4 protein-coding genes and 1 pseudogene are annotated in these 2,795 nt (G+C 75.6%); all 5 read left to right on the forward strand.

Annotated elements, in window-relative coordinates:
• A pseudogene (locus tag ADK86_RS14850) lies at positions 1-394 on the forward strand (hypothetical protein); the annotation flags it as partial.
• Positions 391-573 carry a hypothetical protein gene (locus tag ADK86_RS14855; RefSeq protein ID WP_053697026.1) on the forward strand — a complete coding sequence of 61 codons (183 nt, stop codon included), beginning with the start codon at positions 391-393 and terminating at the stop codon, positions 571-573. The pseudogene ADK86_RS14850 and the gene ADK86_RS14855, both read left to right, overlap by 4 nt.
• Positions 570-752: a hypothetical protein gene (locus ADK86_RS14860; protein WP_053697027.1), complete on the forward strand. Its 183-nt coding sequence runs from the start codon at positions 570-572 to the stop codon at positions 750-752. Before ADK86_RS14855 ends, ADK86_RS14860 begins: the two co-directional genes overlap by 4 nt.
• Complete coding sequence (locus tag ADK86_RS14865) at positions 749-1,684, forward strand: DUF6895 family protein (protein WP_053697028.1); 936 nt, start codon at positions 749-751, stop codon at positions 1,682-1,684. The genes ADK86_RS14860 and ADK86_RS14865 overlap by 4 nt, the downstream gene beginning before the upstream one ends.
• On the forward strand, positions 1,681-2,790 hold the full coding sequence (locus ADK86_RS14870) for a serine hydrolase domain-containing protein (protein WP_107088482.1): 1,110 nt from the start codon (positions 1,681-1,683) through the stop codon (positions 2,788-2,790). The genes ADK86_RS14865 and ADK86_RS14870 overlap by 4 nt, the downstream gene beginning before the upstream one ends.
• Positions 2,791-2,795 lie beyond the last annotated feature (5 nt).

Genomic DNA, 2,795 nt, shown 5'->3' on the forward strand with positions numbered 1-2,795 from the left:
CCCCCAGGCCCCTCCGCGGTGCGACGACTCGGCACCCCGCCGCCTGCCGATCTCGCCTGCCTCCGGCGAGTCGGTGGAAGGCTGGGTCCCCTGGTCGATACGCATGGGGCAGCTGGCCTCACTGGCCCTGCCCGGACTGGACGGCCCGGTACACGCCGCCGCCCGGTCCGGCGTCCTGGGACTGGCCCGCGGCGCCACCCGCGCCACACTGCGCCGCGACTTCCCCACCGCCGCACGCATCACCCGCTGGCTGGCCTGGCTGCACGCCGACGGGGCCCGACTGCCACTGGCCCCCGCGCTGCTGACCGAGTACGTCGGTCTGGTCGGCGGCGGCGACCGCACTGCGCTGGACACGGCCATCGCCCGCCGACTACTCGGCCTGGAGACCGTATGAGCCCCGCCCCGGCACGCACCGCGCACGATGTCAGCTCCCGGGCCCTGGCCTGGCTGCACAGGACCCCGCTGCCACCGCACCCCGCCCTCCCCACCGAATACACCGGCCTCGTCGACGGCGACCGCACCACCCTCCACACAGCCACCGCCCACCGCCTGCCCGGCCTGGAGACCGCATGAGCCCCGCCCCGGCACGCACCGCGCACGATGTCAGCTCCCGGGCCCTGGGGTGGGTGCTCGGGGCCCCGCTGCCACCGCCCCCCGCCCTCCTCACCGAATACACCGGCCTCGTCGGCGGCGACCGCACCACCCTCGACACAGCCACCGCCCACCGCCTGCCCGGCCTGGAGACCGCATGACCCCCGCCCCGGCACGCACCGCGCACGATGTCAGCTCCCGGGCCCTGGCCTGGCTGCACGCCAACCGCGAGTACGGGGCGCTGTACGACGTATCGCGTGACGAGCTCACTGACGACGGGGACATGTACAAGTCCCTCTGTGAGACGGCACTCGCCGCCTCCCTGGTCCTGCGCAGCGGCGTCGCCGGGACCACGGAACTCGGACTCGCCCGTGAACTCCTGGACTTCTGCTGGGGCCAGCTGGACCGCGGCGCGCTGCTGTACGAGCGGCTGCTGCGCCATCCGCTCACCACCGACCCCATGGAGACCTACGCCCACTTCACCCGCGGCGGCTACCGGTACCCGCAGTTGGAACGGCTGCTCACGCACCACGTCGCGCTGCGTGCGACGCACGCCGTGGAGCATGTGCCCAACCGGCGGCTCGCGGTGGCCAACGCCGCGCGGGTCGTCGGGCTCGACGAGGGGCCGGGCGCCCACGACTGGGGCGGGCTGACCCGGGCGACCTGGCTCGGCGCCACGCCCGAGCCCTGGCACATCGACTGGCTGACCGGCTACTCCGTCACCCACACCGTCTTCCACCTCACCGACTGGGGACGGCTGCCCGGCGGCCTGCCGGCGGACCTCGCGGAGTACCTCGCCCAGTGGCTGCCGGTGTGGACCGACATCTGGGCGGAGGCCGGGCAGTGGGACCTCACGGCCGAGCTGATGATCGTCGGTGCCTGCCTGCCCGAACCATGGGCCGAGGACGACGACTGGCGGCGGCTGGCGGCCATCCAGCACGACGACGGCCTGGTGCCCCGCGACGACCAGCCCGTGGACGGCGACCCGGCGCAGCGCTACGAGGCCCACCAGCACCCCACCGTGGTGGCGTTGATCGCCGGAACCCTGGCCCTCGCACGCGCCCTGGACGCCCCGAAGCAGCCCGGCTCATGACCGGGTCACCGGCCGTCGCGACGGCCCCCTTCGCCTGGGGGCCGCCCCCGGCACGGGACCTGCCCGAGGCGCTGCTGTCCGCGGCCCCGGGCGCGAGCGCCGTCGCCGTCGGCCTGTACCGGCGCGGGCAGCGGTCGTTCGCCGTCCGCGGCAGCACCGCGTTCGAGGGCGGGACGCCGGTCGAGCCGTCCACCCGCTTCGAAATCGGCTCGCTCACCAAGACGTTCACCGCGCTGCTCTTCGCCGAGCTGGCGGCCCGCGGCGACGTGGGACACCACGACCCGGCCGCCCGCCACCTGCCGCCCGGCACCTCCGTCCCCGCTCGCGGTACGGAGATCACCCTCACCCACCTGGCCACCCACACCTCGGGCCTGCCCCGGCTGCCCCCGGGCCTGCTGCGCTCCGCCGCCGGCCGGCTCATGACCAACCCGTACGCCGGCTTCGGCCGCGCCGACGTGCTGCGCGCCCTGGCCCGTACCCGGCTGCGGGCCCGGCCGGGCGACCGGGTGCACTACTCCAACTTCGGCGCCGGCGTCCTGGGGCACGCCCTGTGCGGCGCGGACGGCGGCGTCCCGTACGAGGACCTGCTCGCGGCCCGCGTCCTGAGGCCCCTCGGCCTGCACGACACCAGCGCCACGCCGGACCCGCCTCCCGGTGCCACCCAGGTCACCGGCTACTGGCACCACCGCCCCCGGCCGCCGTTCGCCATCCCGGGCCTGCCCGGCGCGGGCGCCGTCCGCTCCAGCGCGCACGACCTGCTCACCTTCGCCGAGGCCCTGATCAGCCCGGGATCCGCGGCTGTCACCGGCGTACCGTCGGCCCCGCTGCGCACCGCTCTGGAGGACGTCGTACGCCCCCGGCTCGTCCTGCCGCGCAGCACCTCGCGGCTCGCCCTGATCTGGAACATCCGCCCACGCGCCGACGGCACCGGCCTCTACCACCACTCGGGCGGCACCCGCGGCTGCACGGCGTTCGTGGGCTTCAGCATCCGCCACGACACCGCACTGGTCGCCCTCGCCAACTGCGCGTCCGGCCCCGGCAACACGCTGGTGCAGCAGGCGTACGAGACCTTGTCTGGGCTGGTCAGGGAGCGGGTCGGGGGGTGAGGCGC

It is taken from the genome of Streptomyces sp. NRRL F-5755 (genome assembly GCF_001279365.1).
Taxonomy (GTDB): domain Bacteria; phylum Actinomycetota; class Actinomycetes; order Streptomycetales; family Streptomycetaceae; genus Streptomyces; species Streptomyces rimosus.